Annotated in this window: 20 protein-coding genes and 1 pseudogene; 10 read left to right on the top strand and 11 right to left on the bottom strand. The window is 66.7% G+C overall.

What is annotated here, in order from left to right:
• The first annotated feature begins 209 nt into the window (after window positions 1-209).
• The 3 genes from MKK68_RS24915 to gspM are packed head-to-tail and all read left to right on the top strand — an operon-like array spanning window position 210 to window position 3,516.
• Complete coding sequence (locus tag MKK68_RS24915) at window positions 210-1,889, top strand: GspE/PulE family protein (protein ID WP_244033243.1); 1,680 nt, start codon at window positions 210-212, stop codon at window positions 1,887-1,889.
• Window positions 1,886-2,953 (top strand): PilN domain-containing protein, encoded by a 1,068-nt coding sequence (locus MKK68_RS24910; RefSeq protein WP_244033242.1) that lies wholly within the window; start codon window positions 1,886-1,888, stop codon window positions 2,951-2,953. Before MKK68_RS24915 ends, MKK68_RS24910 begins: the two co-directional genes overlap by 4 nt.
• Window positions 2,950-3,516, top strand: a complete 567-nt coding sequence (gspM, locus tag MKK68_RS24905; protein WP_244033241.1) for a type II secretion system protein GspM — start codon at window positions 2,950-2,952, stop codon at window positions 3,514-3,516. Before MKK68_RS24910 ends, gspM begins: the two co-directional genes overlap by 4 nt.
• Before the next feature lie 710 nt (window positions 3,517-4,226).
• Here gspM and MKK68_RS24900 read toward each other — a convergent pair.
• Window positions 4,227-4,499 (bottom strand): hypothetical protein, encoded by a 273-nt coding sequence (locus MKK68_RS24900; RefSeq protein ID WP_244033240.1) that lies wholly within the window; start codon window positions 4,497-4,499, stop codon window positions 4,227-4,229.
• A 298-nt stretch (window positions 4,500-4,797) separates the two neighbouring features.
• Window positions 4,798-5,754: a ferritin-like domain-containing protein gene (locus MKK68_RS24895; protein ID WP_147725306.1), complete on the bottom strand. Its 957-nt coding sequence runs from the start codon at window positions 5,752-5,754 to the stop codon at window positions 4,798-4,800.
• A gap of 358 nt (window positions 5,755-6,112) precedes the next feature.
• Here MKK68_RS24895 and gspD point away from each other — a divergent pair, with 358 nt between their 5' ends.
• Genes gspD through MKK68_RS24865 form a run of 6 tightly spaced genes read left to right on the top strand, consistent with a single transcriptional unit; the run spans window position 6,113 to window position 12,351 of the window.
• On the top strand, window positions 6,113-8,362 hold the full coding sequence (gspD, locus tag MKK68_RS24890) for a type II secretion system secretin GspD (protein ID WP_244033239.1): 2,250 nt from the start codon (window positions 6,113-6,115) through the stop codon (window positions 8,360-8,362).
• Window positions 8,363-8,371: 9 nt separating this feature from the next.
• A complete protein-coding gene (locus MKK68_RS24885; RefSeq protein ID WP_244033238.1) occupies window positions 8,372-8,980 on the top strand; it encodes a prepilin peptidase in 609 nt (202 codons plus the stop codon).
• Entirely contained in the window at window positions 8,981-10,201 is a 1,221-nt protein-coding gene (locus MKK68_RS24880; protein ID WP_244033237.1) for a type II secretion system F family protein, read from the top strand.
• A gap of 12 nt (window positions 10,202-10,213) precedes the next feature.
• On the top strand, window positions 10,214-10,663 hold the full coding sequence (gene gspG / locus MKK68_RS24875) for a type II secretion system major pseudopilin GspG (protein ID WP_244033236.1): 450 nt from the start codon (window positions 10,214-10,216) through the stop codon (window positions 10,661-10,663).
• Window positions 10,660-11,151, top strand: a complete 492-nt coding sequence (locus tag MKK68_RS24870) for a type II secretion system protein J (RefSeq protein ID WP_244033235.1) — start codon at window positions 10,660-10,662, stop codon at window positions 11,149-11,151. The genes gspG and MKK68_RS24870 overlap by 4 nt, the downstream gene beginning before the upstream one ends.
• A gap of 24 nt (window positions 11,152-11,175) precedes the next feature.
• Window positions 11,176-12,351, top strand: a complete 1,176-nt coding sequence (locus MKK68_RS24865; RefSeq protein ID WP_244033234.1) for a class I SAM-dependent methyltransferase — start codon at window positions 11,176-11,178, stop codon at window positions 12,349-12,351.
• A gap of 21 nt (window positions 12,352-12,372) precedes the next feature.
• Here the strand turns inward: MKK68_RS24865 and MKK68_RS24860 are convergent, their stop codons facing one another.
• The 9 genes from MKK68_RS24860 to MKK68_RS24820 all read right to left on the bottom strand — a co-directional run bounded on the left by MKK68_RS24860 (window position 12,373) and on the right by MKK68_RS24820 (window position 25,462).
• Entirely contained in the window at window positions 12,373-13,239 is an 867-nt protein-coding gene (locus MKK68_RS24860) for a general secretion pathway protein GspK (RefSeq protein WP_244033233.1), read from the bottom strand.
• 1 nt (window position 13,240) lies between these two features.
• Window positions 13,241-13,924 carry a type II secretion system protein J gene (locus MKK68_RS24855; protein ID WP_244033232.1) on the bottom strand — a complete coding sequence of 228 codons (684 nt, stop codon included), beginning with the start codon at window positions 13,922-13,924 and terminating at the stop codon, window positions 13,241-13,243.
• 97 nt (window positions 13,925-14,021) lie between these two features.
• Window positions 14,022-14,489: a GspH/FimT family pseudopilin gene (locus MKK68_RS24850; protein ID WP_147725297.1), complete on the bottom strand. Its 468-nt coding sequence runs from the start codon at window positions 14,487-14,489 to the stop codon at window positions 14,022-14,024.
• Between the two features lie 112 nt (window positions 14,490-14,601).
• Window positions 14,602-17,844: a glycosyltransferase gene (locus MKK68_RS24845; RefSeq protein WP_244033231.1), complete on the bottom strand. Its 3,243-nt coding sequence runs from the start codon at window positions 17,842-17,844 to the stop codon at window positions 14,602-14,604.
• Between the two features lie 184 nt (window positions 17,845-18,028).
• Complete coding sequence (locus MKK68_RS24840; protein WP_244033230.1) at window positions 18,029-19,711, bottom strand: HAD-IIIC family phosphatase; 1,683 nt, start codon at window positions 19,709-19,711, stop codon at window positions 18,029-18,031.
• Window positions 19,712-20,981: 1,270 nt separating this feature from the next.
• A complete protein-coding gene (locus MKK68_RS24835; RefSeq protein WP_244033229.1) occupies window positions 20,982-22,175 on the bottom strand; it encodes a hypothetical protein in 1,194 nt (397 codons plus the stop codon).
• Window positions 22,153-24,486, bottom strand: coding sequence for a hypothetical protein (locus MKK68_RS24830; protein ID WP_244033228.1), 2,334 nt, complete (start codon window positions 24,484-24,486; stop codon window positions 22,153-22,155). Before MKK68_RS24830 ends, MKK68_RS24835 begins: the two co-directional genes overlap by 23 nt.
• Window positions 24,479-24,799: a hypothetical protein gene (locus MKK68_RS24825; RefSeq protein WP_244033227.1), complete on the bottom strand. Its 321-nt coding sequence runs from the start codon at window positions 24,797-24,799 to the stop codon at window positions 24,479-24,481. Before MKK68_RS24825 ends, MKK68_RS24830 begins: the two co-directional genes overlap by 8 nt.
• A 240-nt stretch (window positions 24,800-25,039) precedes the next feature.
• Entirely contained in the window at window positions 25,040-25,462 is a 423-nt protein-coding gene (locus MKK68_RS24820) for a hypothetical protein (protein WP_244033226.1), read from the bottom strand.
• A gap of 158 nt (window positions 25,463-25,620) precedes the next feature.
• On the opposite strand from MKK68_RS24820, the pseudogene MKK68_RS24815 reads away from it, so the two are divergent.
• A pseudogene (locus MKK68_RS24815) lies at window positions 25,621-25,760 on the top strand (disulfide bond formation protein B); the annotation flags it as partial.

The following is a 25,760-nucleotide window of genomic DNA, read 5'->3' as shown; positions in this document are numbered from 1 at the left end:
AACCCGGATGAAGCCACGGCCTACGTGAAGATGTCGCTGTCCGAAGAGCTTGGTCGCGACATTGTATCCTTGATGTCGCTAACCTGACACAGCCAATGGTTTTGGCGCGATTTCTCACCTTGATCTGGTCGTAGGCCGGACAATCCGTGTAGGCTCCGGCTGATTGTGGCGCCTAGCGCACGGGCGACCGGCTGGATCGGAGAGGACGTATGCAGATCGACGCCCCCGCCGCCATCCAGGGCGAGACCCTGGCGGAATTCCTTCGCCGTCGGCGCGGGCTCGCGACGGTACCGGCACCGCCGCGCGCCAGCGGCGGCGCGGCGGAAGCGATCTGGCGGGGCGGGACGGTCTCGGCGATCGACCTAGCGGATGCGGTCGCGGCCTTTCACGGGGTCCCACGGGCCGACCGTCACGCGATCGCCGGACTTCCCCATGCCCTCGACACATTGTCCCGCGACTTCCTACGCGAGGCCTACCTGTATCCGGTCATGCGCGACGGGCACCCGCTGCTGGTGACCGCGGACCCCGGCCATCTCGAACCGATCCGCGCGGTCGCCCTCGCGCTTGGCGGGGCGGTGCCGTTGGCAGTGCTCTCGTTCGAAGAAATCGAGGAGCTGTTCGAGCGTAGTCGCCCCGCCGACGCGCCACGCGACGAGGTCGAGAGCGAGACCGGGACCGACTACGCCCTCTCCGACGACATCGAGACGCTGCAGGATCTCGCCCGCGGCGCCCCGATCGTACGCGTCATCGACGGGCTGTTAGAACGTGCGATCCAGGCGGGCGCCACCGACATCCACATCGAGACCGGACGCGAGGAACTGAAGGTCCGGTTCCGCGTAGACGGTCACTTGCGGGCGCAGCAGACGATGCCGCGTCACATGGCAGCCGCGGTAATCTCGCGGGTGAAGATTCTCGCCGGCCTCGACATCGCCGAACGCCGCCTGCCGCAGGACGGGCGCACCAACGTCAAGATCGGCAACACCGAGGCGGATCTGCGCGTCGCAATCATGCCGACACTTTACGGCGAGACGGCAGTGCTCCGTATTCTGCTGAAGGACACGCGGCTACTCGACTTCAAGCGCGTTGGCCTGTCCGACCGCGACCGCGACGCGGTGGTCAGGCTGCTCGCCGAGCCACACGGCATTATTATTGTTACCGGCCCCACCGGCAGCGGCAAGACTACGACGCTCGCCACCGCGATCTCTCTGCTGAACGATCCCACGCGCAAGATCGTCACCGTCGAGGACCCGGTGGAGTACCAACTCTCCGGAATCCACCAGACCCAGATCAAGCCGGCAATCGGCCTAACCTTCGCAACCGCACTGCGATCGTTCCTTCGCCACGACCCAGATGTGATTATGGTCGGCGAGATGCGGGACCGCGAAACCGCGGCGATCGGCATCCAGGCCGCTCTCACCGGGCACCTTGTGCTGACGACACTGCATACCAACAGCGCGGTCGACGCGGTGGTGCGTCTCGTCGATATGGGGGTCGAGCCGTATCTCATCGCGTCGAGCCTGCGCGGGGTGATAGGCCAGCGGCTGGTTCGTCGCTTGTGCGAGCGCTGCCGGGTTCCAGATCCAAAGGGCCTCGAGTTCGCTCGCGACCTCCGCGCCCGCCGTGGCGGCCCCGAGGCGACGGGCCACAACTTTCACGCAGCGACCGGCTGTGCCCATTGCAACGAGAGCGGCTTCCGCGGGCGCATCGGAGTGTTCGAGGCACTCGCTGTCGGCGACGACTTGCGTGACCTCATCCGCGGCCAGCCCGATCCCCGCATCCTGCTCCAGGCGGCGCGTGCGGTCGGCATGACTACGATGCTTGACGATGGGATCGAGAAGGCGAGCCTTGGACTGACCTCACTCGACGAGGTTATGCGGATTTCGGGATGACGCTCTCTACCGGAATGATGCCGGCCACGATCCGGCCCGCAGCGACCGCGATGCAGACGATCGGCGCAGCGCTGCTCGACTCCTTTGTTGCGACCCTCCGGCCACTCGTTGCCCGCTTCTCGACGGGCGTGAGCCACGTCGTCTTGATCGCGCCGGATGGACTCTTGCTCCACAGCCTGCGGAAAGATTGTCTTGGCCCGCCGCTGCATCTGGCCGACGACGTGCGCGCACCGGAGGCGTTCCACGTGGGCGCGGTGCAGTTGAGACTGCCACCAGAGGTGTTCCTGACGCGCTCGCTGCGCCTTCCCGATGCCGGGCGAAGTTATCTCCAGCCGATCATCGCGCACCGCTTGGAACGTCTGACGCCATGGCGAGCGGACCACGTTCTCTATGCCTACAGCGTCGTCGACGGCGTCTCCGAGGATGGCACGATCGGTGTCGATCTGCTCGCGACCTCCGTCGATCTCGTGGCGCCGTTCCTGGCGCGCCTCGCAGGTGCGGGGCTCATGGCGACGGCGCTGGGCAGTGCCGCGGAACCGCTCGACGCGCCGCTACGCTTCGACCTCTATAAGGGGCGTACGCAGGCTTCCGACGGCCGCCTTCGGGCGCGTATCGGCCGCGGCTTCGCAATCCTGCTCGGCGGGCTCGCGACCGCCTGCCTGTTCTCAGCGATCGTGGCGGCTTCGGCCACGTCGGACGCAGAGGATGTCCAGCAGAGGCTGACTGCGCTACGCACGAAGCTCGCGCTGCGCGGCGGCCCTGGCACATCACGCGAACGCGCCCTGTTAGAGGGCAAGCGCGCCGATACCGCGACGATCGTGCTCATCGATAAGCTGAGCCGCGCCTTGCCCGACGACACGGTACTGCGCGAACTCGACATCGATCCGACTCGGATTCGCCTCGTGGGCCGCTCTGTCGATGCGCCGGCGCTGATCGCACGCCTCGAAGTGGATGCCGGCTTGAAGAACCCGCGTTTCGCCGCGCCGGTGATCCGCGATGCTGACAGGCGGGACGCCTTCGATCTGGTAGCGACCCGCAGCGATGCGCCGGGCACGGCACGATGACGCTCGCGGAAGCCCGTGTCACTCGCTGGTTCGGGCCGCTTGCTGTCGCGCTGTGCGTTGGCATACCGCTACTGTTGCTCGCAATCACGATCACCAATCTCACGCGCTGGTTGGAGGCCGGTGCCGAGGTGAATATCGCAGCCGGCCATCTCGCTCAGGTCGAGGCGAGGATCCGGGCGGAGGCCGGTCGTCCGGTGCCGACGCGCGGTGACCTCTCGGCCCTTTATCTGACAGCTGAAACGGGGAGCCTCGCCCGCGCAGAACTGCAGCAGCGTCTCGCCGGCCTCGTCGAACGCGCTGGCGGCCGGCTGATTGAGGTTCGCGGCGACGAAGCACCCGACGCGGCGGCTCAGCGCAGCATCCAGCTTCGCCTTAGTCTCGACATCGGCAACGAAGAACTCTTCGATTTGCTAAAGGCAGTCGAGACCGGCCTGCCGCTGCTTACGGTCGAGGCCGTGAACATCCGCCCTGTGTCGGGGCGTAGCGCGGGGGGCGAGGAAGCCAATCCGACCCTGCGCGTCGCACTCGCAATCCGCGGCTACCGCCGCGAGAGCACGCAATGATCTGCCCGTATCGTCATGCCCGACGCCGTGGCGCCGCCGCCGGTGCCGTTCTGGTTCTCGTCCTTCTCGAATCGGCGATCGTGCCGACGTCGGCTCAAGTCGCTGACGACCGCCCGCCACCAGGCCCAGCGCAGAACCTGAACCCGCTGAGCACGCTCGATCCCGCGACGCTCGATGCCTTTAGGGGACGGCCGCTCTTCGCACCATCGCGCCGACCGCCACCACCGCGACAGGTTATTACCGCTCCACCGGCGCCCGTGGCGGTCGAAGCTCCGCCGCCGGATCTGCGCCTCGTCGGCGTCGTCGCGGGTGTGGACAAAGCTGTAGCGATCCTGCGCCGTCCAACAGGAGGTTCTTCGCTCAGCCTCAAACTCGGGGACTCGGTGGAAACATGGCGTGTCCAGGCCATCGGGCCCGACCGCGTAACGCTTCGCGATGGGACGCGCGAGACCACCTATCGGCTCTTTAGCGTAGGTACATCGAGCCCTCCGGGTGCACGTCCAGGCAGTCCTCTGCCGATCGGCATTCCGCTAGGGCGATGAGCCATCTTGGTGCTCGGGGGACCTAAATGGGGTACCGCCAGCCTTTATCGGAGAAGGATTGCCCCGCGATTTTCACCGACAGAGGGCATGAGTCCCGCCCGACTATATAGAACTCAACCGTGATCGGCTTTCTAAAGCATCGCCACACCTTCACGCCACGCGGCGATCTCACGATGTGATTCTGCTGAGGGGATGGCTGATGGCCTGCCCGCATTTCCTCGACGTCGTGTCGTCCACGCCGGGCATGGTCGGGCCTGCGATCCTCGCGAACGTTCCGGCGAGCTGGTGTATTTGATCGCGCGCGTCGCTCTCGATGTCGGCGCCGGTTCTACCTGCGGTCGAAACGACGACCGAACCCGTGATCCGGCCCGCCTCGCTGATGAGCGTGAAGTTGAACCTGCCCATGCGGCTGCGCCGCACGACGTAGTGGACCTTCGACATCGCCCGCCTCCGGCAAAATGTTTCCGAAGGAGCCTACGGTGCGAGATGTGCTCAAGTTTCAAGGAAGCGTCTCGACTCGGGCCAGCGATCCGAGTGGTCGGTCGCGTGTACCGCAGATCGGGACCGACGATCGTCCGCGCACGCGCTAGCAGAAGCCGAGCCGACCGAGATAGCGATGACGATAGGCCCGCGCCGGTCGCCGATTGATCAGCCTCTTTCACGACTGAACTCGGTGACCCACGTTTCGCGTCGTCGGAGAACGATGCCTTGCCCTCCGACGACGATACCTGTGGGGCGACTAGCGCAGGGTTCCGTTGAGGCCGCCGGGGAAGAAGCCGCCCGGGCTCTGGGTGGTGTTGAGGTAGACGATGTTCAGAACCTGGCCGGGGGTGCGGGCGAACACAAGGCCTTGGGCGTTGGTCGGAACGAGGTTCGCATCCGAGAACTGGAAGCCTGGGGTCGCAGACTGAGTTCCGCTAATGCCCTGGTCGAGGTCGGTATTGCCGTCGAGCGAGTCGCGAGCGTTTGAGATCGCGTCCGCCTGATTAATCAGGCCCTTAGCGTACAGCGTAGTGCGGATGATGCCAGCGTGATAGGCCTCGACCGCGAGGATGCTGGCAGCAGCGCTTAGATAGGTCTTGTTCTGGATCGCGCCGGCAGCGCCGTTATAAGCGGTGACTCCAACATCCTCGAAGATGAAGGAGGCGAGAAGGAAGTTCGTGTCATTGGCGTAGGCATCGAACCGGTCGTTTGCGCCGATCAGGCCCGCCGCGCGGGCGGCGGCGGTGAAGGCGAAGTCGATGTCGAGGCGAGGACGGCTGACGGCGGCGCTGCCCAGTGCAGCGCGCAGGAAGCGGACGTGGGCCTCCTCGTCGGCGGCGATCTCGAAAGCGTACTTGCGGACGTTCGGATCGGTGAACGGCACGGCACGGCCACCGCCGTTGACGGCGCCGATGGCACCGACGCCCTGCAGGTCGGCGGCCTTCAGGCCGGCCCCGTTGACGGCGTTGAGGTAGAATTCCGCCTCGAGATACTCGAGGTTAAGTGCGAAGTTCAGGATGTCCGCGTCGGTGACGTTCGGCGGCAGTGCTTGAGCCTGGGACTGGGTCGTGGCGTTGCCGAGGATGGCGGCGCCAGCGATGCCGAGGCCGAGCGTCTGGAGGAAGGCGCGACGACCTTTTTCGAGATTGACGACGCGAGTGCCGGGCTCGAGGCCCGCAAGCTCGCTCTCTGCAGTGTTCTGCCTGTCGATCATGGTCCGTTTTCTCCCAACGTGTCGCACGCCTGAAATCGCGGCGTCGACGGCGAAGTTAGCGGTAACGCGATTCGCCACAATGACGGGTTTACTAAAAGTGGCTTAACTGTGTAGCATTTTCTTTGACTGTGTCTAATCAGACACGCAATAGCAAGAAAGCTGTTTTAGGGCGCTCGTCCCGGTGGGCACGGACAGAAATGAAGGGTACGTTAACGAAAGGCCGAGATCGGAAAAATTTCCCATGTCTTTGACGCGGCTATCCTTTGCTCTGGTTTTTTGCGCGGGACTCCTCGGCTCCATCGCCCTCGCCCGTGATATCGCCCCCCCGCGTGCCAGCCTTACAGGCCCCGAAACAGAGGTGGATCTGACGGCGCGTCCGCTGCGCCGGACCGTTGCAGGCAAACCGTCGCGGGATGCGGTCGTTGCGCCTGATCGTGGCGAGGGGCGGACCTACAATTTCAGCCCTGAGGATGTCGAGGCGACGGCGGGGCTTGGCTCCGACGCGGTGGAGATCGGGACCCAGCCCGGCGAGGCCGGCAGCTACCGTCTCAACTTCGAGCGGGCTGAAGTGAAGGATGTGGTCCACGCCATTCTGAACGATACGCTCGGCCTCAACTACACGATGGCTTCCGACGTCGCTGGCCAGATTACAATCTCCTCGCCCCGGCCGATGACGCGCGTAGAGCTGCTCTCCGCGCTGGAGACGGTGCTGTCAGGCCAGGGCTACACTATGACCCGCAACGCGGCCGGCTACCGCATCACCTCGGCCGCCACCAGCATCGGAAACGTCAGCTTCGGCAACGCGCAGGTGCCGGGCTACGGCGTCTCGGTGGTTCCGTTGCGCTATGTCTCGGCCGCGGTGATGTCGAAGCTCGTTTCGGGTTTCGTTACCGAGGCAGACGGCCTGCGCTTCGATACTGGGCGCAACACCATCATCGTGAAGGGACCCGGCCCGCGTCGCCAGGAAGCGGTGAGCGCGATCCTGGCCTTTGATGCGGACTGGATGCGGGGGCAGTCGGTGAGCCTGTTCGAGCTACGCCGTGCCCGGCCGGAGGCGGTCGTCGCCGACCTGACGCAGCTGTTTGACACTGGCGAGAACGGGGCGAGTTCGGGCCTGATCCAGTTCAAGCCGATCACGCGCCTGCGCGCCGTGATGGCGATGTCGAAGAACCCGTCCCTGATCCGCCGGGCCGAAACCTTCGTGCGCAAGCTCGACGGCACGGTCGAGGCCGCCGAGGAGACGGTGTTCATCTACAAGGCGCGTTACCGCGACGCAAAGGAACTGGCGCGCGTCATCAATGGCCTCTTCGGGACCGGAAACTCGAACATGAACACCAACACCCCGACTCAGGGCGCCGGGCTCGGGGGCCTCAACGGGGGCGGACAGGGGCAGGGCCGGAATTTTGCCGGTGGCAATCAGGGCGGTGGCCTGAACGGCGGAAATTCCGGCTCTAGTTATGGCAGCCTCGGCCAGGGCAATTCCGCCAACCAGGGCGGCGGCCAGCAGAACACCGGCGCCGACCTCCTCCGGGCGCGGTTCGCCTCAGCCTACGGCGACTCGGTGCAAAGCAACGGCATGGCCGATGGCGGCCCAACGGCGCTCGGCGGCGGCAGCGACAGCCTCGACCTGACCCGGCGCGGCAACGGAGCGCGGCGCGTCTCGATCAGCGCGGACCCGTCGAACAATTCGGTCATCACCTATGCCGACGGCGAGACCTACCGAAAGATCAACGCAGCGCTCCGTCAGCTCGACGCGACCCCGGCGCAGGTGGCCGTTAACGTAACCATCGCCGAGGTGACGCTCACCGACCAGCTCAAGTACGGCGTGCAGTACTTTCTCGACTCTAAGAACATCGGGCTGGGCAAGGGCAAGGGATCGATTGGCCTGCTGAGCGCGGCCGCGGCGACGGCCGGCGGCGCCACCAACGCGCTCACGGCGGGGGCCGGCGGCGGCTTCAATTTCCTTGTCGGCGGTTATTCCGGCCCGGACGTGGTGCTCTCGGCGCTCGACGGCTTCACCGACGTCAAGATCCTGTCCTCGCCCTCCCTCGTCGTCATTGAGAACCAGCCTGCCTCGCTCCAGGTTGGCGATTCCGTGCCGATCACCACGACGCAGGCACAGGGGATCACCGTGCCCGGCGCTCCGCTCGTCAGCCAGGTCGAGTTCCGCGACACCGGCATCATTCTCAACGTTGTCCCCCGCATCGGCCAGAACGATGCCGTGACCATGCAGATCGAGCAGGAGATCTCGGCGGTGGTCGGCGCTTCAAACACCCTGACGCCGACGATCTCGAAACGCCGCGTCGCGAGCACGATCTCGGTGGCTAACGGACAGACCGTGCTGCTCGCCGGCCTGATCAGCGAAAAGCGGCAGACCTCCCGCGACGGTATCCCGTTCATCGATCGTATCCCGAACGTCGGTGATCTGTTCAGCTCCGTCGACAACGGCGCCCAGCGTACCGAACTCGTGGTGTTCATCCGACCCGTGGTGGTGCGATCGGGTCGCGATGCACAGCGGGTCGCGGAGGATTACCGTGGCAAGCTGCTCGATGCAGGCGCTCGACGCGGTGCTGCGCTGCCTGCCCGCCGCCCGGTCTACAAGCCCTGACCCACCCGCATGTTCGTCAGACGCGTCGAAACGACCGATTTCGCTGGGCTCGTGATCGCTGTTGCCGTCGCTGGCGCGGCGTTCGCGACCTGGGTCGGTCCGGGGCCCATCGCGACGGGAGTCGTCGCGCTCGCTCTGGCCATAATCGGCTTGCGGATCGTCTGGCAGGATCTAGCGGATTTCACGATTCCCGACGCCGCGACTCTGGCTCTCGGACTGATCGGCCTCACGGCACGGATCGGCGACGGCGCCTATCTGGGCGAGACTCCAGTTGTGAGTATCGGCTTGGCGGCTCTCGACGCCGCGATCTGCGGCGGCGTCCTGCTCGGGTTGCGCGAGGGCTATTACCGTCTCCGCGGCCATGACGGCATCGGTCTTGGCGACGTGAAGCTCGCGGCTGCAGGCGGCGTCCTGCTCGGCACCGTTGGGCTCTCCTGGGCGGTCCTCGGCGCGAGCCTGACCAGCCTCGCCGTGGTCGGCGCGGGCCGCATGCTACCCGCTCTGGCGCGCGCGGTTCCGGTGACCGACCGGATTGCCTTCGGCGCCGTCCTCGCCCCCGCGCTTTGGGCGACGTGGCTCGTCGGACAGATCCTACCCGGCGTGCTGGGGCACCCGTAGATGTCGACCTTCGCCTACATGGCCCTCGATTCGGCGGGCAAAATCCTGAAGGGGACGATGGAGGCCGAGGCGAGCGGCGAGGTCTTCGCCCATCTCGACCGGATCGGCTGCACCCCGATCTCGGTCAAGACGGAAGCCCGCGGGACGCGGCCGGCCGGGCGCTCGCTGCGGGACTGGTTGACGCCTGACCCGCGCCCCGAGGACATCACCGGCCTGACGCTGGATCTAGCGATGCTACTCAAGGGTGGCGTCGCGCTCACCGAGGCGCTTCAGATCCTCTCCCAAATGGAGAGCCGGAGCTGGCTCGTGCGGGTGCTGCGCGACCTTCATGCCGCGCTTAGCCACGGCAAAAGCCTGTCGGAGGCGATCTCCGCGCACCCGAAGCTCTTCCCTCCGATCTACGTGAAGATGGTTGAGGTCGCCGAGACCTCCGGGCGACTGGAGGAGGCATTGAGCGGGCTCGCCGCCGAGCGCCAACGGGGCGAACGCCTCCGAAAGCGCTTCATCTCGGCGATCTCCTACCCCTGCTTTCTGGTGGTCGCGGCGGTGGGCGTGCTGTTCTTCATCCTGATCTACCTGATCCCGAAGTTCGAGGTCGCGCTGCAGGGCTTCCGCGACAAGATCGATCCATCGGCGCTGGTGGTGTTCGAGATGTCGGGCTTTCTCAACCGCAACCTCGACGTCGTGGTGCTGTCGATGGCTGGCCTCCTAGGGGGCACCGTCTTACTTAACCGGATTGGCAGCGAGCGCGGGCTGTGGCTCGCCCTGCTCGCACGCCTGCCGTTCAGCCGGGCGGTGCTGGCCAACGAACTCACCGTCACCTTCTGCCGGACGCTGGCGATCTTAGTGCGCAACCGCGTCGATATCTCCACCGCGCTCCGCCTGATCCGTGGCGTCGTGCGCTTGCCCGGTGCTGGCTCCGAGATCGACCGGGTCGTCGCAGACGTGCGCCAGGGCCAGCGCCTCTCCGAAACCTTGTCGCGCGGAAAACTTTTCCCCCGGCACGTGGTGCAGATGCTGCGCGTCGGGGAGGAATCCGGCGATCTCGCCGACAGTGCCAGCCGCGTCGCGGTGTTCTACGAGGCCAAGCTCGACGCGGCTCTGGGTCGTGTCATAGCGGTGGTGGGGCCGGCGGTGATGGTTCTGGTAAGTCTTCTGATCGCGTGGCTCATCATCTCGGTTATGACCGCGCTCATGAGCATCAACGACCTGCTGGTCTGAGGTTTCGTCCCGATGATGGCTTCCGTGCGTTTCCGCTTCGATCAATCCGTGCGTCCCCGGCGCGATGCGCAGGGTGGCTTCACCCTCGTCGAGTTGCTCGTCGTGCTGGTGATCCTCGGCCTCGTCATGGGCCTCGCGGGTCCGCGAGTGCTCGGCTACCTGTCGAGCTCGCGCGACAAGGCGGCCAAGCTTCAGATCGAGTCCTTCGCCTCAGCGCTCGACCTGTTCTACCTCGACAACGGCCGTTACCCGTCGACGAGCGAGGGCCTGCAATCATTAGTGCAGCGCCCGCCCGCCGCGGAGAACTGGAGCGGTCCCTACCTCAAGCAGGGCAGCGTTCCGGCCGACCCTTGGGGACATCCCTACGAGTACCGGACGCCAGGCAAGACCGCCCCCTACGCCATCCTCTCGCTCGGCGCCGACGGCGTGATGGGCGGCAACGGCGTGATCGGCAAGGAATGACGGCCGGGGTTCGAAGCGACTCGCGCAAGCGCGGGGCGTCGGCGGGCTTTACGCTAATCGAGGCGCTCGCGGCCTTTGCGATCGTAGCTGTCCTGAGCCTCGTGGTGCAGCGGGGCGTGGTGCAGTCGCGCGCCGGGCTCGTGGCGGTAGAGGACAGGCTCGCCGCCGAGCGCGTCGCCCGCTCGCTCCTGGCCGAACCTTTGCGCGTATCGGACATCGGCAGGGGCGGACGCACTGGAACCCTGGACGGCTACCGCTACACCATCCTCCTCGCGGCACTGGAGCTTCCTCTACCCGAGGCCGAGCGGGACGCGGAAGGCGGCTGCCAGCAATCGGCCGGCTCCTGCGATCCGGCAAGCCCCGCCCCGCGCATCCGCTGGACGCCCATGCGCCAGGACATTGAGGTTTTGACCCGCCGCGGAACGGCCGTAACGGTCGAGACGATCCGCCTTGGGCAGACGGCATCGGCCGATGGCGGGGGGCGGTAGCATGATCGCTACCGAGACAGGCCCGTGGCCTTCGCGATCCGGCCGGAACCGTCGGGTTTCCGAACCTCCGGACTCACGACGCGAGGCAGACTGAAAGTGATCCGTATGATGGGCCTCGAGATCTTCCTGAAGCGCTTCTCGAAAGCCGCGCGACCGATCCCGAATCCGATCCCTCCTGAGCCGGAGGCTGCCTCTATCGCGTCTGCACCGGCCCCGATGGAACCGGCGCCCGCCGCAGACGGCGCGGTCTCGGGCGAGCCGGTCGCACCAGGCGAGACCACCTGGCGGCAAGTGCTCGACCCCGACTGGGAGGCACGGCGCCAAGTGCTCGACTGGAAGGGCCTACCGCCGGTTCACGACTATGTAGCCCGCCTGATGACCGGCCGCTCCACCGCCGAGCGCGGTCTATGGCTCGACTGGACCCTCGACCGCCACCTCGCGCCGCTGCGCGAGCGGCTCGGCCGCAACCTCAGCCTCGCCTCGTTCGGCTGCGGCCCGGGCGGGATCGAGGAGGCAATCCTGCGCCAGGGACACTGGCCTCTGTCGAAGATCACGCTCTACGAGTATGACGCGGCCCTGCTCGCGGACGCTCGGCGCAAGATCGAGCAGTTTCCGCTCGAATCCGAGTTTTTAGCCTTCGATTTCAACCATCCGCCTCCGATCGACCGCAGCTTCGACGTGGTGTTTTTCTGCCACTCCCTGCACCATTGCGCCGACCTCGAACGGTTCCTGCCCTTCCTCAACCGGATCGTCTCGCCGGACGGGCTGATCCTCGGTCTCGATTACTTCGGGCCGCCGCGCCTTCAGATGGATCGGGATGCCCGCCGGCTCGCCGACGAGATCTTCGGCTACCTGCCCGCGCACTTGCGGCGGAACCTGAAAGAGGAGCAGGAGGACCGGATCGATGCCCGCTTGACGCTGCCGACCATCCCGGCGGTAGCCAGTTACGATCCAAGCGAGGCGCCCCGCAGCGCCGACCTGCGCTCGATGCTGTTTGCCGCCTTCGACGTGGTCGAGGTGCTGCCGATGGGGGGCACGCTGCTGCGCAACCTGCTCGCCGACCGCGCCGGAAATTTCCGCAGCGAGAATGACATGGCGATCCTCGACCTGACGATGATGATCGAGCGGATGGCGATCGAGACCCGGCTCGTGGCGTCTGACGACCTCTACTTCGTAGTCAAGCCAACCAACCGGATCTGACCCTTGCCGCTTCGGAGCCGGTCAGCGCTCCCAAGCGGTGACGTAGTATGGTGCGTCGCGGACCGGAGCACGGGCCAGGGTAACGGCGACGCTGCGGTTGGCGGCCGCCACGGTGGTGACCATGACGCGGACGCGGAAGGCCGTGCCGCGTGTCGTGGTGATCAACGGCTGCTGCTTCGGCAGCAAAAGCTTGAGTCGATCGTCGATCGTCGCACGCGGCGCAGCACGCAAAGCCACCACCTGCGCGACGAGGCTCGGACTCATCTCGGGCAGCGCCATCAGAACCGTCGCGGAGGCTTCCAGCACGTTCACGCGGCCCTGGACGTTGTCGACGGTGAGCAGGGGCGCGAGGGCGGCCACATCGTCGTCCGTGACGTCGGCCAACCAGCGGAGTTCCCCCACGGTACGGAAGCCGTCTTTGCCCCGGCCGACGGGCTTGGCCGCGAGGTTGATCTTGGCCGGATCGGCGTTCGCCGGCGGCTTGTCCTCGTAGCGGTTGCGCCATTGCACGACGCGGGCAGCGAATACCTCGGGCTTTAAGCCGGTTAGCCCAACGGCGCGATACGCGCCTGCCAGCAGCATGGGATCAGACCAGTTCAGGTCGATCCGGCCAGATTCGTCGACTGCGGACAGGGTGATGGTGCCGCCGTCGACGGCGATCCGCTGGTCGCGGATCCGCGCCGCCGGGAGTTTCAATGCGAACAGTTCGTGGGCCGCGAGATCGATGCCGGAGCGGACCATCGCCTCGAGTCTGAGGTCGTCGGCGGTACCGCGCACGCCATTGATGGCTGAGCGCACCATCAGCGCCGTCCCGCCAGCAAGGCTCAGGAGTAGGGCCATGATGCCGAGCACCGCCACGAGGATGAAGCCGTCCTGCCGGCTGCGCATCTTAGCGCCCAACCGCAGCGGCCATGCCGGGCGTCGGCACGCCGGGCTCGCCTTGGGCCTCAAGCGAGCGCGGATCGATGCGGCTGCAGAACGCCTTTCGCGGTGCGGCGCAGCCCGGCTCTGCCTCGATCCGTAGCGGGACGCGAAGGCTCGACAGGATTTCCCCGCTTGCGGGATCGGTGAAGGCGATGCGCACGGCGATCGGCAGCGTTTCGGCCGCGGGCCAGACGTCGACCAAGAGTTCGGGAGTGCCTTCGCCGGGCGCCACCACATAGGCGAAGCGGACTGAGGCCGTGCCAGCGTAGACCGTGTGCGCGGGCGCGAAATCGAGTGCGGCCTCGTCGCGATCGAGGGGCGAAAGCGGCGCCTCGGCGCGAAGCATGGTGCTTTCGTCCTTTGTCTCGGTCCTTTGCAGCAGGATCGCGAGGCTCCGGGGCGTGCGGTCCGTGTCAGTTCGGTCTAGGGAGAACAGCATCCGGTCGGGCAGGCCCGCGAACACGAAGTTCCGCTGGCCCGGCCCGGCCCAACGCGCGCGCGCGATCGACCCGATGTCGCGGGCGAGCGCGGCCATAGCGTGGCTGGCGACGTCTAAGCGTTCGGTGCGCTCCGCCGTCCGGTCAGCCTGCCGCGACATTAGCCCGAGCATTGACCCGACCGCGACGAGGATGATCGCACCGATCGCCATCGTCGCCAGCGCCTCCAGAAGGAGGAAGCCAGCCGAACGCGGCCGCGCGGGCGGGACGCGGAGACGTCGCGCGGTGTGTGTTGCGCGGGCGTCCCCCTCACTCGTCAAGACGTGCGCCCCGGTCAATCACGATCGCTGCGGTCTGCGGATCGACCCGGACCGACAGAATGCCGGACCGGTCGGCCCGCATCAGAAAAATCTCTCCGCCCGACGCCCGCCCGTCCGGCAGGAAGCGGATGCCGTCGAGCCCCGCGCCGGAGATGCGCAGGAACAGGTTGGTTGGAATGGCGACTACCCCATTCTCGGCGCTGGACAGCACGCGGCCGCCCGCGAGATCGACGACGCTTGTCACCGGGCGCCCGCTGCGGACGGCTTCATCGCGGTCGGCCCTAAGAATCGCCGCGATCTCGAACCCCTTAACCCGCAAGCTCGTCGCGCTCCCCGAGAACGACACACGCGGCAAGGCAAGTGCAGCGATCAGGCTGATGATCGCCAGGACCAGCGTCATCTCGATCAGGGTGAAACCCGCATGGTTCGCGCGGTGGGAGGCGTCGGCCGGTTTCATGCGGTGTTTTCAGAATCCTGGCCCTACGGCGGAACTTCAGCCGCAGGAAGTCTGCCCCACGGGGAAGCACTTGCATCGGAGCGCGTCGAATTCGAGGCGTCGCGTGAGGTGCTCAGATCCAATATTCGGCAATATCGCGGTCCAAGTCGAGGGCGATCGTGTCCGCCAGCACGGCCAGAGGATCCGCGCCGGGCATGAGTACCGCCGTCCGGTGCACAGTGCCTGCGCGCCAGCTTTCTGCATGGGGCATAATCAGCCGGTACAAACCTGGCAGGTCCGCCGCGATCTCAAGGGGATAGGCACGATGAGCCGCGATCTCTGATGCGACCACCGGCAGCCCCATGGCAAGCGCGAGCGCAATGCCGCACGCGACGCCCTGCCGGCGTTGCGGGGTCAGATAGAGGTCGCTGGCCGCCAACAGGTCGAAGAGGTCGGCATCGCCAAGAGACGCGAACGTGACGAGGTCGGTAGGCTCGTCGGGACAGGCGACGGGACCACGGCTGGCCGCGACGAAAAGAGGTCGAACTTTAAGTGCCGGATCGGTGAACGGATATTCGGTGGCAAGTGCGACGAAGTCCTCAATGCCATCGTCCCGCGCGTCTCCTGCGTCCATGCCGAAGAGATTGATCACGACGAAGCGCCCGGTGAAACCGAATTTTTCGCGGAGAGCCGGGCGTCGCACAGCCCAGGCCTCGGACCATGCCGCACCCGCCGGGCGGTCATGGGCAAGCAGCACCGTCTCCTGGCCGAACAGGGCGTCCCGTGCGGACGGCGACGTCGAGAAGACGCGGCGCGCCAGCGCGGCGTGGTAGCGCTTGTCGAGGATTGCGTCCGCCCGCGCGTCGCGATCGGGCCCCGATCCCGGCGGCGCGTCGCCGTGATCGACGCAGTAGACGAGCGGCCGCCGCCCAAGATGCTGCGTCACCGCAAAGAACGGCGCGGTGTGGGCGATGACCGCATCGACGCCTTCGCGCGTCGCGAAGACCGCCGCTTCCGCGGGATTCGCGAGTCGGACCTGACGGCGATCCGGGCCGGCGGTCACGTCCTCCCGGTCGGGGCCGCCGAGGATGACCTCGAAGCCCCGCGCGGTGAGAAACGCCGCCTGATCCGCCACCCACCGGCCGATGCCGCCTCCGGCGCTCAGCAGCAGAACCCTGCGAACGCCGGAGGGCGGACGCCGCCACGGGAGAACCACACGCGGCGGAACGGCGAGGCCCCCGATCCTCTCCCGCGACAGATTCGGATTGTAGAACGGATCGTCCCGGATCACCGCCGCGTGTCGCCGCCGCACGCGGATCGCCTCGCGGACGTTGCGGCCTTGGTCCGCCCGGGTCGTGGAGGCGCCGCGCGAGAGCGATTCGTGATGCAGCAGCAGCGGCTCTGCGACGTAGAGGTTGCGGTATCCCGCAGCATGCGCGGCGCAGCAGAGGTCCACGTCGTTGTAATCGATCCGCAGCAGCGGGTCGAAGCCGCCGATCTCCGCGAAGACCGAACGCCGGATCGCGAGGCAGGCCCCGGTGACGGCGCTCATCTCACGGGTCGCATCGAGGACGCGCGCAGTCGCCTCAGGCAGATCGACGAGGGCATGCGCGCCGACGCCGGCGATGCCGAGGACTACGCCGCCATGCTGCACCGTCTCGCTCGGATAGAGCAACCGCGCGCCGACGGCGCCCGCCTCCGGCCGGGCGGCGTGGACGGCGAGCCGGCGCAGCCAATCCGGCTGCCGGACGGTGGTGTCGTTGTTGAGGAAAACGAGGATGTCTTCGTCCGCGCCCGCGGCGCCGGCGTTGCAGATCTCGGAGAAGTTGAACGGGCCGGGCGAGGCGACGACGCGCACCCGCGCATCCGACGTGACCTCCGCGAAGTATCGCGCCGTCTCATCCTCCGACGAACCGTTGTCCACGACAACGATGCGATAACGCTCGGACGGGTAGTCGGTGCGTGTAAGGACGCTGTCGATGCAGGCCCGCAGTAGGGCGCTCCGGTCCCGCGTCGGGATGACAATTCGGACGGTGGGCAGCGGCTCCGGCGGGTCGTCAGATGCCTCGGCCGCGTTCCACGACGGATCGGGAACGGGCTGGTTCGTGCGCGATGGCGGCACCGCCTCGTCCACGGCGCGGTGGTGGAGGATCAACGGGATGCGGATCACTCGCGCGGGGTCGAGCCCGAGCAGTAGGTCCGCCCAGGCCCGGTCGGGATCCCCGAGGCGGCCCGATGCACCCGCCAGCATCTCACGGGTCGGCGGGGCGATGCGCAGGGCGATTACCGGGCCGGCATAGGGCACCTGCCGCATGAGCACGGGCGACATGGCGGGCGCGAACACCGGCGCATGCCGCGCCCCGATTCCGTCGATTCGGTCGTGATCGCTGTAGGCGCCGAGCGCCGCCCCGTGGCCGAGCGCGGCCGCGAACGCGTGACAGGCGTGCGGCCGCAGCCGGCTCCCCCCGCTGGCGAGCAGCACGATGTCCCCGTCCGCCAGCCCTGCCAGCGCCTCGGCGATAGTATCGACGCAGGCGATCCGCCGCTCGGCGGCGACCTGGGCGACGATCTTCTTCCAGAAGGCGCTGTCCACGTCCGGGCCGCGCAGCAGCATGGCGCGCCAAGAGGCACCGGCCTGACCTGCGAGGGCGCTCACGAATGCGCCGGGGCCGTCCCGGCCGACGACAATGATGCAATGCACGGTCGACGGCACCGGTTCGGCGGCGATCCGCTCCAGATCCGCCACTTCGAGATCGTCGTGGACGGCGAGCCAGCGCTCGTAGCGCGAGACGCCCGTCGGCCGATGACCGCGGCGGAGACCCAGCCGAAGGTAATGGACGAGCGGGATCGGGAAGGTTTCGTGGTAGCGCGGATACGTGAGCGCGTAATGCTCGGCATCGAAGGCCGGGCCGGGGTCCCGCAGTTCGGCCGCGCCGTATTCGAGGTAGTGGGCCAGCGCATCCCATCCGCCCCTGGCGACGTCCGGGTAGGTGTCGCGGTACCACGCTTCGTCGAACAGCCCGCTGGTGCGGATTAAGTAGATCTGCGACGCGTCGTCGTCCCGCAGCCAGACCGGGCATCCGGTCGCGGCCTCGCCTGCCTCGATCGCGTGCAGGAAAGGCGGCAGCGGACCCGTACCGGCCGCGGGGACGGCGTCGAGGTAGCGGCGCGTGTCGAAGTTTGGCCCGGGATCGCGATGCTCGTGCAGGCCGTATTCGCAGAAATGCGCCAGGGGGCCCGGCCCGAAGCCCGCGAGTTCCGGATAGGTCGCAAGATACCATTCGGCGTCGAACAGGCCGGAATCCTGAACGCGTCGGGTATGATCCGCGATGACCGGATCAACGCGCGGACGACGTTTGCTGCGAAAGAACTTCATCGCGTCCTGTTCCGCCCACCCTCTATCGCCGATCCGGAAGCACCCTCGACGCGGCAAAGACAACGTGCCGAAGCATCGCGCACCGGGATCGGACCCGCTTCCCGCCGTTCACGCGCCGACGGCATGGCGGCCAGTTCGAGGAACGGGGATGCGCTCGAACGAAGGTTTGCCGCCGCGCGCGCGGTCAGTCGAGATCGAACACCCACCCCTTACCCTCGGCGCGAAACCCAGAATCGGCGAAGACCTCGGCACAAGGTGCGTTCCTGTCCGTCGCGAGAAAGCACGCCGAGACCCGGGTCGAACCGTCCCGCTTCAGCCCGTCGACGATGCTCGCCAGCATCCGCCGCTCGATGTCGAGCCCGACGACGCGGCAACTCATGACGAGCTGTTCTATCGCGGCGCCGCGCACGAGGACGGCGCCGACGAGGCCGTAATCGGTGAAGCGGTCGGCAACCGAGAAGGCATGGATCACCGCGCCCTCCTGAAGGGCCGCCTGCATCGCCTCCGAAGTCCACCGGTGGCCGGTGGTGTTGAACTGATTGGTCTTATTGATGAGTTCGAGCGTGCGGGGAAAGCGGCCATGCCCAATCGTCGTGATGACGTCCGACGCGACCCGGATGTCGAGATCGTCTAGAAACTCGGTGCGAGAGACCGTCTTGCGGGTCTCCTCGCGCACCACCTGCGCCCGGATCATCTCGGTCCTCCTTCCGGATTCTGCCGAGATGAACGGCACCTGCGTCTCGGCCGACCACAGAAGCGTCCGGCGGATGCCGTAGAGGTCGGCCCCGAGCGTCCGGATGCCCGGAAACGCCGTCTCGATGGCGGCCCGCTCGACCGGGTTGTCGTCGATGAACACGGTGCTCGACGGCAGGACGTTGACCTGTTGTAGGATCGCGGCGACGCTCTCGACCTTCGGATTCCAGCCGATCATCACGACCGCGAAATCGGCGAGTTCCAGGCGGTCGCCGAGTTGAGAATCCCAGGCGGCGCGGATTGTCGCGTCGTCGTTCTTGCTCGCGATGGCGAGCACGATCCCCCTCGCCTTAAGTACGTCCAGCGCCTCGGCCAGGCCGAACGGCCAGCCCTCGTTGGTCTTCGCCTCGCCCGAGTTCTCGGCGAGCACGCCGCGCCAGAGCGTGTCGTCCAAGTCGACGATCACCAGCTTGACGGCATCGATCTGCCGCAGCGTCCGGACCATCGCCTCGATCTCAGCGTGGACCGCATCGAAGAACGCGTCGATCCGCAGATCGCTCTGTCGGCTGACCGGCGGCGGCGGGTGGAGGCGGGCGCGATCGTGAGCGGCATCGAAGTCGCTCAACGTCGAATTGTGGTTCAGCATCCAAAGATGCTCGTCCTGAACGTGGATGCGTCCGATCGTTGCGGAGATAGCGTCGAAATCGAGGATGTGGCTGTTCGCATAGCCAGCGACGAGATCGGCAAGACTCTCGTTAAGGCGATCGATGAAATAGCTGAAATTCCTCAAGTCGTTGCGTGGTAACAGGCGCCCAAGCACGTCCTGTTGTGGGCGGAAGTAGTTGACGACGAGGCTCGCAAGTCCGGTCTCGCGGTTCCAGCGCATCGCCGCGTCGAGGGCGAGGCTCAGGCGCTGCACGGCTTGATCGAAGACGAGCTGGTAATCCCCGGTGCGATGATACTTCAGCTTGGCAAAATGCGCGTCGGCCAGCAGGGTGCGCAGCGGGATCTGGACGATCTGCACGTCGTAGGTAGCGATCGGCTGCGGCGGGGTGTCGGGCAGTCGTCCAATGTTGTTGAACAGGACGAAGTCCCCAGGCGTCGCCCCGCTGTCGTTCGAATAGGAGACCAGATCTTCGACGAGGCAAGAGCCGATCACCAGGATCCGCCGCAAGCCGGTCGGGGTTGCCCGCAGGCTGGTCGGGATCCGAAACTCCTTCGGGGTCCGGGGGCTCCGTGAACCCGCAACGGGATCGGCCGGTACGTCCCCATCGCGCGACGTGGCACTGGAAATCGGCCCGAAATCCGACCTCCGCGGCGACAAGAACCTCCAGAGCGACGTCATACGACTTCCTGCTGGGCCGACGTAAATGTCGCCCGTGCCATCTCCATAACCGTGTCGATCGCGCAGGGGTATCCCGGTATCTAGAGGGCAACAGGCGCGGCGCCTTTATGGTGCGCGCCGGTGCGGCGATGGTGCCTTCTTCTCCCGAAAGGCGCCATCCCGTTGCAACCACAAGCTCGCTTGCAGGGACGTCTCGGTTGTCGTCGTCGCCTTCTGGTGCTGATCGAGCCAAGGCTCGAGTATGTTTTCGGGCTGTGCCGAATCGGACGGGTAGGGTTCTGGAGGCAGGCCACGTCGCCTACGCCGCGTTTTTTTTATTTTCTGTTCGCGAGAATCGGTTTCCCATCCGGTCCTGAAGCCGCGATGCGTTTCGATTAATCGACACCCCCCACCCCTTGCTGGCCGACCCCGATTGAAGCGAACGGCGAATGGGATGCGATGAATGGGTCTGGGGGTATGGGCCCCCTTGGGCTGGTGGAGCAGAGGCAGTGTGGCTGTGTCCCCGGGTAGGGGGCGGGACCGGGGTGGTGTTGGTATCTGCCGGAAGGCGCGAGACCGGAGTTTTATGGCGATCGGTTCAAGGTCGGCAGTACCGGCCTAGCCGTACGTCGTTGATGCTGTCGGGCTACTCGCCCACGGACGGCCACCGTCTAAAGCTCCACCTCGAACCCGTGCGGATCCGTAGGTGGAGGGGCGCATCTATTCGTTGCCGCGAGGAGCGAGAGTGGTGCGGTCGACAGCTGGTTCGCTGAATGGCGGGGGGCCGATGTTCCCGCCCAACTGGGTCGGGGCTGAAGCCTATGGGCCGGTAAGGAGGGTCACCCTCCTTTGGGCAGGCTCTTTCAAGAGCCTTCAAAGGCTCGGGCTTTCCGCTGATGCGCTCCGCCTCGTCACGAGATCTGGACCTCGCACTGCGCCGCCACGGTCATCACCTTCCGTAGGCTGTTCCGGTGGTGCGTGACGCCCTTCGATGATCCCGCTGCCTGATGAGCTGCGGCCTGATCGCGGTGCCAGTGGACAAGCCACCGGAGCCGAAGGGCACGGTCACCGGCGGGGAAGCGCATCAGCTCGACGGCGCTGGGGATTCGAGCGGCCGGCATCAGACCGCCACCGCGCCGAGCCAACGTTTCAGAATGCGGCTCGTGATCCCGGCTCGCGTCAGGGTCGTGAGCTGGCAGAACCCGCCGACTCCAACGACCTTCTTGCCATCCTCAAGCGCGAAGGGGCGCGACCGCTGCGATTCCATGATCTGCACCGCGGCCGCCTCCGGCATCAGGCGTGGATCACCGATCCGATCCACCATGGCGTCGAAGTCGACCATTACCTGATCGTCTACGGGCGACAGCGCGCCTTCACTGATCGGGACGAGGGCCCATGGCTCGCCGCCGTTCCACGCCTTGCTGTGCATCCCGTAGGCCTCCACCTGGTCGCGGGCGGTGGAGAAGCCGGCGATGACGAACTCGGCCTCGCGGGGGGCGATGTCAGCCAGCCCGCGGGCTTCCATCTCGCGCCGGTACTGCCGTCGCACACCACGGAACAGCGCGGGCGCCTCGGGTAAGAGATCGTCGAAGGCCAGGAAGTGCGCGCTGATGCTCGCCCCCAGCATGTGCACGAAGGCCGAGGCGCCCCGTACGGCGATTACCGCCGGCAGGTGCGCCAGCAGCGCCACCTTCTGACCCTGCCCACGCGGCGTGCCGTCCATCAGGTAGCCGGCGCCGTCCGTGGAGATGTGCACGGCCTCGGGCTGACGAAGCAATTCATCGCTGTCATCGGTCAGGTGTCCTTCGGTGCTGGTCGCGCGTAGGCGGTCGGTGATGGAGAGCAGCGCCGTTGCGCCGATGACAGGTCCGGCAGTGAGGATCGTGGCCCCGATTCCTGGCCCCAACAACGCCAAGCCGATCGGCCCAGCGAACGCGACCAGCGCCAGCCCTGCGATGCCGAGCGCGATGTTGAGGGGCGACTTCGACCGCGATCCGCTGGAACCGGTTGCGCCGCCCCGGGGCAGGTAGACGACGATGATCAAGGCGTCCGTCGGCAGGTAGCGCCGTGGCCATGGCCTGACCTTGCCGGCCTTGTCTCGGCCGCGGACGACCCACGCCTCTCCGATCGGCTGCAACGGGTCGCTCATCCGCTGCACGGCCACCATGAAGGGCCGGCTGTGGTCGACGTGGCGGCCGAGCACCTGCGTAAGCCGACGGCGGCGACGATCGATCGGCCGGGGCGCTGCGAGCGCCTTGCCGGCCGCGTTGAGGGTGTGCAGCTGCATGTCTTCAGCCTCGAAGTCGTCGGCCACCGGCAACGGCGGCGGTGAGGGGCCCGCGCGCGCGCGCGATGTCCGCGGCCTGACTCGCCGAGAGCATGTCGACGATCAGGCGGGGATTCCCGTCTGGCCCACGCTCCATGCGGGTCCGGGCTTTGTCGCCGCCGGGCGCCTCATTGATGGTGACGTTCATTCCACCGCCACTCCCGTAGGAGCCGCCCGGGCTCGGACCACCGACGAAGCCGCCATCGGCATATCCACGCATGCCGCGTGCGATGGCCGCCAGCGAGGCCGGCCCGATCCGCCGGACGGTCTCCTGATCGAACACGAACTCGCCCCGGTGCACGATGCCAGCGGGGTCATACTTGCCGCCGTCGCCCGTGTAGCCACCACCGGAGAAGCCTCCGAAGTTGAGGTTCGGCAGCCCGGAATCGGCGCCACCGCCAAAGCCTCGGCTGAACAGCCCAGCGAGACCGCCGACCGAGTTGCTGCCGCCGCTGGCCGGCGCTGCGGTTCCCAGGAGGCCGGCGAGCGGCCCCTCGCCCGTGAACACCGAGCGCAGCGCCGAGCGGGCGATCTGCTTCTCTAGATCCTTCAATACGTCCCCGAAGGATTTGCCTTCGAGGATCGCGTCCGCGAACCCATCTGAGAGCGCGTCTCCGAGGAACCTCGCCGCGCTGGCAGCCTGGCGCTGCTGCTGCTCCAGATCAGAGAGCTTGTCCTTGTAGTTCGAAGTCTCGGTCGCGGCCTTGCGCACCGCCTCGGTCTGCTCGTCCGTCAGCTTCGTGCCGTTCTGCGTCGCGATCTCGTTTGCCTTCGCAAGCTGGATCGCGACCGCCTTCTCGGCATTGGATTTGTCGAAGGCCTCGGTCTCTGCTTTCAGGGCCGCTGCCTGCTTCTCCAGGGCGTTAGTGAAGGTCTCGATCGGATCCGTCTCGGACGCGCCGCTACTGCCACGGCCCTTCGACTCGTGAGGCGTGCGCTGCGCATCCTGGATGATGTCGAGCGGCCGACGCGGCGGGCCACCCGGCGGGGGCATCACCGTCGGGATGAACGGCTCCGGTCCGATCGGCTTGTCGTACAACGTGCGTCCGCGAGCGCCGGTGCCAGCTACCGCGCCTAGGTCTGAGCCAAGGCTGCCTTCGCCCTCTCCTCGGGTGCGAGGTCGCGACAGGGGAGATTGCAGGTCGGCACCCTGCGGGACGTTGAGCGGCACCGCCGCTGCCTTCAGCACCTTGTCGAGGAAGGTGCCGGCCGACGTCGCAGCCTTGGCCGTCGCCTCCGCAATCTTGAGGAACACGTCGAGCACCGACTGCCCGGCACCGGCGAGCCCGACCGAGAGGTGCAGAGCCTTGTCGATCTCCTCCGCCGCGTCGGCGAGGCGGTCGCGGAACTCCTCGGCGGTGCGTACTTGATCCTCGCTCACGAGGTCTTCACGCTTCCGGTCCAGCGCTTCGGCGATGGCCTCGATCTCGAGCCGGCCGGAGCGGATGCGGTCGGCCACCTCGGGACCGAACACCTTGTTCGCCAGATCGATCGCACCGAACTGCAGCCCGAGGTCGCGCAGTTCCTGCATCGCTGTGACGACGGCGCGGATGCGGGCTTCGTTGTCCTTCGATCCAAGGTACTGCGAGAGCCCCTTGGACTGGAAGTCGCCAGTGTAGCCACTCTCGAACACGTCAAAGAGCTGCTTCTTGATCGGATCGGTCTGCTCGAACTTCGGGCTGAGCGTCTGCCCGGCCTTCTGGAGCGCCGCCTCGATCTGCTCAGCGGTGAGCTTCGCCTCCTTGCCGATGTCCTGGAACCGCTGGACGAGATCGACGCCGATGCCGGTCTTCTCCGAGGTCGCGCCGAGCGCCACGAACTTGTCGAGCTGCGCATTAGCTTGACCGACGGCAGCCGAGACAACGGCATAAGAGAGGCCGACGGTGCCGAGCGCGACAGCGATGCCGCCGAGCGCTGGGACCTGCGCCAGGATCGTCGTCAGGGCCGTACTGGTGCCGGCGACGCCAGCCTGGACGCCTGCCGCCGCGGTCTTCGACCCCAGGGCCGCGGCGGTGAACGCGGTGGTGACGCTCTGAAGGGTAGCGGCGTCCTTCGTGGCCGCCCCCACAGTGGCGCTGCTGATCTTGCCGATGTCGCCAGCGACCGACGCGGCGGCCTTGGCCGCGTTGGTGGCAAGCGTGCCGATCGCGCCGCCGAAGCCGTTGGTGTTGGCCGCACCGCCGCTCATGGCGACGCCGATCTGGGTCATGTTGCCGACGAGTTGCGAGGCCAGCGTATTCATCGCCGACTGCGCGCGGCTGGTGTCAGCCGCAAACTGGATTACGAGCGGCTCAGCCATGGTAGCGCGGTCCCTTCGCGGCTTCCGTGATGGTTTTGGCCGCAGCCTCGTACATCTCGATCTGGTCCGTTCGACCATCGAGGATCAGCATCATCGCGTTGCCGGCGGCGGTGAGCGCGAGAGCTAAGTCCCGGTTGTCTCCGACCCATGCCGCAATGGCGTTCCGGACGTGGTTCTGCGCTTCTTCGCTGAAACGGAGTTCTGGCACGATCATTCGGATCTCATGTCGTTGGCATTGCAAACCGGGCTGGGCGCGCCGAAGGATCGTCGCACCAGATAACCAGACGATCGATTTGGTCGTGGAGGCGCGCATACCTCTCCATCTCGGTTTTGAGCCCGTGATGCGGGAGGCACAGGCCCCACCAGTTCTGCGGCTCGAACACCGCTCCACCATCCACGACTGGGATCTTGTGGTCGACGACCGCGACAGGCCTCAGTCGGCCGATCTGCTCGCACCACTGACAGAATGGGTGCTCCCGCCGATACGCTTTGGAGAGGCGGTCCCAGCGCGAACTGTACCCCCGCTCTCGCGGAGAGGTCCTCTTGGGTCGGATCATCCTTGCTGTGTGTGCAGGTGACCGCTTGCGGAAAATCTCTGGCATGGGCTGTCTCTGGCGGCATGAGTTCTCGCCCCGATGGACCGGTGGGCCCGTGGTTGGCAGATGCGATGTTTCAGGTCGGCGATGTCCGCGCGCGTATCCGGATAGCGCCGGGCGATGGTGGCCAGACCTGCACTGACCTCACGCCACCGAGCATCATCTTGATCAGCGACGGCGGCGCTGAGTGCGGCGCGGTACTCGGTTGGCAGACCTCGCCACCACCGCCACAACGACATGCGGGGAATCTCGAACCGCTCGGCCACGCGGCGTATGCTGATGCCGGCGGCGCAAGCAGCTTCGATCGCATCACGCTGCGAATGCGCGCCGACAATCGAGCGCCGACCTGGCTTTCTTTGGGCAGAGATATCGGACGACACGCGGGCGGGCTCCTCCGGCTATCCGGATCGAAGGCCCGCGGTCGACCCTGTCTCAGGCCGACCCTATGGCATGTCGATCACTGGCTCAGGCCAGCATCGACATGAGAACATAACGTGAAACCGAGTCACGGATCAAGTGGCTCGCTCGATCGCAAGGGCTCTACGGCGCCGGGCTCGGCGCCTACCACGCCGGCGCGGAGTGGGGGTTCTGGCCGGGCCCGACCGATTGCGGCGGCGGAACCGGCGCGAACCCGGCAGCCGTCGGCGATTTTCTGAACGCGTTGCAGACGACGAAGGT

Source organism: Methylobacterium sp. E-016 (assembly GCF_022829745.1).
Classification (GTDB): Bacteria; Pseudomonadota; Alphaproteobacteria; order Rhizobiales; family Beijerinckiaceae; genus Methylobacterium.
Note: the sequence above shows the minus strand (reverse complement) of the source record. Positions and strands in the feature narration are given on the sequence as shown.

Coding starts and splice junctions, on each gene's coding strand:
- MKK68_RS24915 (WP_244033243.1), top strand. CDS start 210: ATGCAGATCGACGCCCCCGCCGCCATCCAGGGCGAGACCCTGGCGGAA.
- MKK68_RS24910 (WP_244033242.1), top strand. CDS start 1,886: ATGACGCTCTCTACCGGAATGATGCCGGCCACGATCCGGCCCGCAGCG.
- gspM (WP_244033241.1), top strand. CDS start 2,950: ATGACGCTCGCGGAAGCCCGTGTCACTCGCTGGTTCGGGCCGCTTGCT.
- MKK68_RS24900 (WP_244033240.1), bottom strand. CDS start 4,499: ATGTCGAAGGTCCACTACGTCGTGCGGCGCAGCCGCATGGGCAGGTTC.
- MKK68_RS24895 (WP_147725306.1), bottom strand. CDS start 5,754: ATGATCGACAGGCAGAACACTGCAGAGAGCGAGCTTGCGGGCCTCGAG.
- MKK68_RS24885 (WP_244033238.1), top strand. CDS start 8,372: ATGTTCGTCAGACGCGTCGAAACGACCGATTTCGCTGGGCTCGTGATC.
- MKK68_RS24880 (WP_244033237.1), top strand. CDS start 8,981: ATGTCGACCTTCGCCTACATGGCCCTCGATTCGGCGGGCAAAATCCTG.
- gspG (WP_244033236.1), top strand. CDS start 10,214: ATGATGGCTTCCGTGCGTTTCCGCTTCGATCAATCCGTGCGTCCCCGG.
- MKK68_RS24870 (WP_244033235.1), top strand. CDS start 10,660: ATGACGGCCGGGGTTCGAAGCGACTCGCGCAAGCGCGGGGCGTCGGCG.
- MKK68_RS24860 (WP_244033233.1), bottom strand. CDS start 13,239: ATGCGCAGCCGGCAGGACGGCTTCATCCTCGTGGCGGTGCTCGGCATC.
- MKK68_RS24855 (WP_244033232.1), bottom strand. CDS start 13,924: ATGGCGATCGGTGCGATCATCCTCGTCGCGGTCGGGTCAATGCTCGGG.
- MKK68_RS24850 (WP_147725297.1), bottom strand. CDS start 14,489: ATGAAACCGGCCGACGCCTCCCACCGCGCGAACCATGCGGGTTTCACC.
- MKK68_RS24845 (WP_244033231.1), bottom strand. CDS start 17,844: ATGAAGTTCTTTCGCAGCAAACGTCGTCCGCGCGTTGATCCGGTCATC.
- MKK68_RS24830 (WP_244033228.1), bottom strand. CDS start 24,486: ATGGCTGAGCCGCTCGTAATCCAGTTTGCGGCTGACACCAGCCGCGCG.
- MKK68_RS24825 (WP_244033227.1), bottom strand. CDS start 24,799: ATGCGCGCCTCCACGACCAAATCGATCGTCTGGTTATCTGGTGCGACG.